This window comes from Dehalococcoidales bacterium (genome assembly GCA_030698765.1).
Classification (GTDB): domain Bacteria; phylum Chloroflexota; class Dehalococcoidia; order Dehalococcoidales; family UBA2162; genus JAUYMF01.
This window is the reverse complement of record JAUYMF010000130.1, coordinates 1-5,509: the sequence shown is the minus strand read 5'-3', so window position 1 is coordinate 5,509 and position 5,509 is coordinate 1. Positions and strand designations below refer to the sequence as shown.

General features: G+C 53.7%; 4 protein-coding genes. 3 read left to right on the top strand and 1 reads right to left on the bottom strand.

Annotated elements, in window-relative coordinates:
- The coding region (locus Q8Q07_06465) for a collagen-like protein (GenBank protein MDP3879927.1) at positions 1-935 on the bottom strand (935 nt) is incomplete at its 3' end.
- Positions 936-1,370: 435 nt separating this feature from the next.
- On the opposite strand from Q8Q07_06465, the gene Q8Q07_06460 reads away from it, so the two are divergent.
- From Q8Q07_06460 to Q8Q07_06450, 3 genes are all read left to right on the top strand, one after another.
- Positions 1,371-3,263, top strand: a complete 1,893-nt coding sequence (locus Q8Q07_06460) for an aldehyde ferredoxin oxidoreductase C-terminal domain-containing protein (protein MDP3879926.1) — start codon at positions 1,371-1,373, stop codon at positions 3,261-3,263.
- 86 nt (positions 3,264-3,349) lie between these two features.
- On the top strand, positions 3,350-3,562 hold the full coding sequence (gene tatA / locus Q8Q07_06455; protein ID MDP3879925.1) for a twin-arginine translocase TatA/TatE family subunit: 213 nt from the start codon (positions 3,350-3,352) through the stop codon (positions 3,560-3,562).
- A gap of 179 nt (positions 3,563-3,741) precedes the next feature.
- Positions 3,742-5,509 (top strand): molybdopterin-dependent oxidoreductase (locus Q8Q07_06450; protein ID MDP3879924.1); only part of this gene is annotated, 1,768 nt, incomplete at its 3' end.

The following is a 5,509-nucleotide window of genomic DNA, read 5'->3' as shown; positions in this document are numbered from 1 at the left end:
CTAGTCTTGTAGGCATACTTGTCTAGCTGTTCAGCCGACAGTTCAGTCTGGTGAACCAGGTAGTCCGCAGCCGCTGCGGGGTCATCAACCAGGAGCTGCCATTCGAAGTGACCGCCTTCCCCGTTGTCAAGGTGGCAGGCTTTACAGGTATAAAAATCTGTTGCGGCATCATGATTTACCTGGCCGTAGATATAACTGTGCTTGAGGTAGGGAACTGTGTGGCATTTTTCGCAGCCCGCGACATTTGCTGCAGACGCGTAGTCAACGCCGCTGCCTGTTTCAAGTATAGCTGCAAACGGATATCGGTTTTGGTCAACGCGGGTGCCTGGTATTCTGCCGACGGTCTCGTCCCGGCCGTACACGACGATGAGGCCATCAGTCCCGCTTATATCGGTCTGTCCGGTGAGAGCGCTCGTCAGTCCACCGGCGCCGTCATAGGTGAGCGTCCCTTTCAGGGACAGTCGATTGCCCTCGAAGCTGGTACCGGTATAGGGCGCAAAATATATACCCAGAGAATCCGCTTCTCTTCCGTCGAAAGGCTGACCGGCTTTGGTCATGTTAAACGTTATCGTGATTGTGCCCCCGGAAAACGAGTAATCCATGTCCGTTATCTTGATGACTTCGTCCTGGTACAATAGGTCATATCTTGCCTGATGGTCAGGGCCAGCTTCACCGTGACAGGTGATACACGACTCGGGATGAATTGCGGCGTCAAGAGATACTGCTGTGGCGCCGCTTCCCGCGGGGCCGGCAGGGCCGGTGGGACCAGTAGGGCCAGCGGGGCCGGTTGGACCGGTGGGACCCGCAGGGCCGGTACAGGCTACAAAGGTCAGTAAAATAAAACCTAATGCCAGTAATCCTACCAGTGCGCCCTTTTTCAGTCCGATACTTGCTAGTCTGACGATCCCCCCACCCCACAGCATTTTTTTACGCATATTCTACCTCCTTTCCGGGTGAATCAGGCAAAGGTAATCAGTTATACCTGTAAAATGACTCATTATTTTATCCTGTATATTAATGTAAAATATACCTATAAACAACGGGAATTATACTCTCATATATAGGAAAAGTCAATATATTTCCTCATAAAAAAAGGTATCAAAAGTGCCAAGGTTGCATATCTGAAAGCGGATGGACGTCAACTTGAAAGGCTATTATTCGGCGTTGTCATCGTTCCGGTATCTCAATCAAAGCTAATACTTACCTTCGATTATGGGGTAAATACCCTTTTTCTTGTCCATTATTACACGCCTGCTGAGGACTTTCGCGGGAAACTCCGCTGCTGTTTTGACATGGTCTTTCCCGCCGATTACAATATAGCTGCATTATAATCTTGCCAGTAGCATTATAAGGAAAAGGAGTGGGGTACTATGGCTAAGCTTTATGGTTATGCGGGCAAACTGTTACGAGTAGACCTGACCAGCGAGCGCGTTACCGACGTAGAACTTGACGAGGAAACCGTCAGGAAATACGTAGGCGGTACCGGACTGGGGGCGAAGTATCTTTATGATGAAGTCCCCGCCGGGGTGTCCTGGTCTGATGAGGCTAATCGTTTGATTATGCTCTCCGGGCCGCTGGGGGGAACAGCGGTAGGAGGCTCGGGTACATTCTCAGTGGTGACCAAGGGCGCTCTCAGCGAGGGAGCCTCGGCTACCCAGACCAACGGCTTCTTCGGTGCTTTTCTCCGTTTCTCCGGTTATGATGGGATCATCCTGCAGGGTAGAGCTAAACAGTGGCTCTACCTTTATATTCATGGCGGCAAGGCGGAACTGAGGGATGCTTCCCACCTGCTGGGTAAGGATACCTGGGAGACCGGCGACCTTATCCGGAGCGAGTTCGGGCAGAGTGAACGGGAAATGAGCGTGGCCAGCATCGGCCCTGCCGGTGAGCATCTGGTAAAGTTTGCTTCCATATTTATTGATAAGGGACATACCGCCTCACATAATGGAGTGGGGGCGGTGATGGGTTCCAAGAACCTGAAGGCCATCGCCGTGACCAGGCAGAAGGCGCGCCCTGCCTTGAAAGATAGGGAAGGACTTTCCGCTATAGCTCGGCAGTTCCGTGATAATGTCGTCAATGACCCGGCGGCCAGGGAGGGAATCTACCGATGGGGGACGCTGAAGATGCTTGCCGAGCGGACTAAAGCCCGGGATGGCATTGTGCCGGTGAAGAACTACACCACCACCATCTTCGATATCGAAGATAAAGACCTGGAGAAGTTCGGCGGGCCTTATATCCGCAGCCACTTTGAACCGAAGCCCAACCCGTGCTGGGGCTGCTGGATGCATCATTGTCACATGATTACCATAACGGAAGGGCCGTTTAAGGGTTACGTTGGTGAAGAACCGGAATATGAAGGACTGGCTGCCTTCGGCCCGGTCATCGGCGTTACCGATGCGACGGCGGCAATCTATCTGTCCAACGAGGTAGACCGCCTGGGTATGGACTGTAATGAGACCGGCTGGCTGGTCGGACTGGTGATGGAATGTTTTGAGAAAGGGTTGATAACCAAAGAGGATACTGACCAGATTGAAATCAAATGGGGGAATTATGAGGCGGCTAATCAGCTCATCCGTCAGATTGCCCACCGTCAGGGCTTTGGTGACGTGCTGGCGGAGGGTGTGATGAGGGCTTCACAGCGCATCGGCCGGGGGGCTACCGAGTTTGCCATTCATACCATGAAGGGCAATACCCCCCGCGGGCATGACCATCGCACCCGGTGGCCGATGCTCTTCGATACCTGTGTTTCCCAGATGAGCACCGATGAAGGCTATTCCATGTTGCGTCCGGCCGATGCCGGGCTTACCATCAAGCCGTCAATAGGCCCCAATAATTCCCCGGAGGATACCCTGAAGTGGAATGTGCAGGCCAAGGGCGCCGTGCAGTTCGAGGACTGTCTGGGGGTGTGCCGCTTTACTACCCGGACTGATATCAAGCTACTCGCTGAAGCGGTCAACGCCGCTACCGGCTGGGGGCTGACGGCTACGGAAGCGCTGACCGTGGGGAAGCGTATCGTCAATCTGCTGCGGGCCTTCAACATCAGGCACGGGCATACTGCCGAGATGGATGCTCCCTCGCCCAGGTATGGCTCAACACCGGTGGATGGTCCGGCGCAGTCCAGGAGCATCATGCCGCACTGGAACGAACTGCGCGCCGGGTATTACCAGTCTATGGGGTGGGATAAAGAGACCGGTAAACCCCTTCCGGATACCTTGAGGAGCTTTGGTCTGGAATATGCCATCCCGGAGTTATGGGGAAAGTAAATGCCGGCAGGCTTGACGGAACTTACTGAAGGTAGTAATATAAAGATAGGTTTGATATTGCTAATCTTGGGTGAGGGGGTGGAGTTATGCCATTTCGTTTAGGACCATGGGAGATCGGGCTTATCCTGGTCATTATTCTGATTGTCTTCGGGGTGGGTAAGCTACCGCAGATTGGTGGCGCTATAGGCAAAGGGTTGCGCTCGTTCCGTCAGGCGCAAGCCGGGGAAGATGAAGAGGAAGAGGTTGAGGAGGAAAAGCCGCAAAAGACAGCGAAGAAGACCATCGGGAGTGGAACCTGAGGAGGCTAAGGAAGATAATAACCACCCGCGGGGTGTAAACATTAAGTAATTGATGGAGTGCCGGAAAAATTAACTTTCACGGAAGTCAAGGTTAAGGATGGCAGGAGACTCTGGTTGGCTGAAGAAGCTCATCGGAGCCTTTTTGGTGGTTGGAAAGGGTAACTTTTCATAAAAGCGATATGAGCAGTTCAAAAGAGAGAAAAAGCAGTCGCCTCAGTCGGCGGGATTTCCTGAAGGTATCAGCCGTTACCGGGACTGCTCTCGCCGCCAGCCGTGTTATCAAGTATCCTCAGCTAAATCCGGCTGCCGCCGCGCCGGAAACGATTGAAGAAGGTGTTATCACCGAGAAATGGATGGCTACTTCCTGCCTCAACTGTCCCGTTCGCTGTGCGACTCAGGTGCGGGTAGTAAATGGTAAGGCGGTAAAGGTAGCCGGTAACCCTCTTTCCCGGTTCTCCGAGGGAGAAATCTGTCCCCGCGGGCATATTGCCCTGCAGGTGTTGTACGACCCGAGCCGGGTCAGCGGCCCGTTGAAGAGGACCAATCCGGCCAAAGGGAACGGGATTGACGCTGGTTGGTCTTCCATATCATGGAGCCAGGCTTTGAGCGAGATTACTGCTCACCTGAAAACGCTCCGGGATGAAGCTCAGCCACATCAGTTGCTGCTGCTTCATGGATTGAATACTACCAGCGATGAAGACATGATTCAGCGCTTTGCCCAAACCTACGGTACTCCCAATGTCATTTCCGGTGATACCCTTGATAATGAGGCTGAGATTACCGGCAGATGGCTGGCTGATGGTAACCGCAGCCATATCGGCTATGATTTCGGTCAGTCTAACTACCTGCTGGCCTTCGGTGCCAGTATTATCGAATCGGAAAAGCCGCTGGCGCGGAATTTGAGGATGTGGGGCAAGATAAAACGGGAGAAACCCAACCGGACCAAGGTGGTGGTGATTGACCCGCGCTATTCAGTTACGGCGGTCCGTTCTGACCAGTGGCTGCCGGTTAACCCCGGTACTTACGGCGCCCTGGCCATGGGGATAGCCAGTGTAATCATCAGTGAAGGGCTTTACGATTCCGAGTTCATCAGAAACTGGACGTTGGGTTTTGATGAGTATAAGGAACTGGCGTTGAGTTCTTATAGCCCCGAGAAAGTAGCCTCAATAACCGGTATTGAGGCTGATACTATCCGGCAGATTGCCCGGGAATTCGCTGTTACCAGTCCGGCGGTTGCCTGGGCGGGCAGCGGAGCAGCCGGTTGGCCTAACGGGTCTTACAGCAGCTATGCTATATTCTGTCTTAATGCCCTGGTAGGTAGTATTGATGTCCCCGGCGGGGTGATATACCAGGAAGTCCCGGCCTATCGGGATATGCCGGTAATATTCGAAGATGATATCGCCCGGGGAGGTAAGGCTAGACCCAGGCTTGACCTGGGCAAGACCAGCCTGTTCCCGGCGGCGGAAGCAGTCGCCAACCAGGTGGCCGACTCGATACTGGAAAATGACCCTTACCCGGTAGAGGTAGCTATCGGCTTTAACAGCAATTTTAACATGGCGGCTCCCGGAGCGCGGCGCTGGGATGAAGCTCTGACTAAGGTACCTTATTATATCCATATTGCGCCTTTCTTCAGCGAGATGGCGGAATATGCTGACATAATATTGCCGTCACCCACTTTCCTGGAGCAGTGGGGATATGACCATTCGCCGCCGGGTTCCGGTTTCGCCGAAGCCAAGCTCAAGCAGCCCGTGGTGGAACCCCTTCATGATACCATGAGCGTCACGGACATAATCTTCCATCTGGCCGGGAGCCTGGAAGGGCCGGTGGCGCGCTCCTTCACACGTATCGGCGATGATGCGCAGGGCTTTGTCCGGTACCGGACGGAAAACTTCATACCCTGGGAAGAATTTAAGGAGAATGGCGTCTGGGTGGGGCCAGCTTATGAAT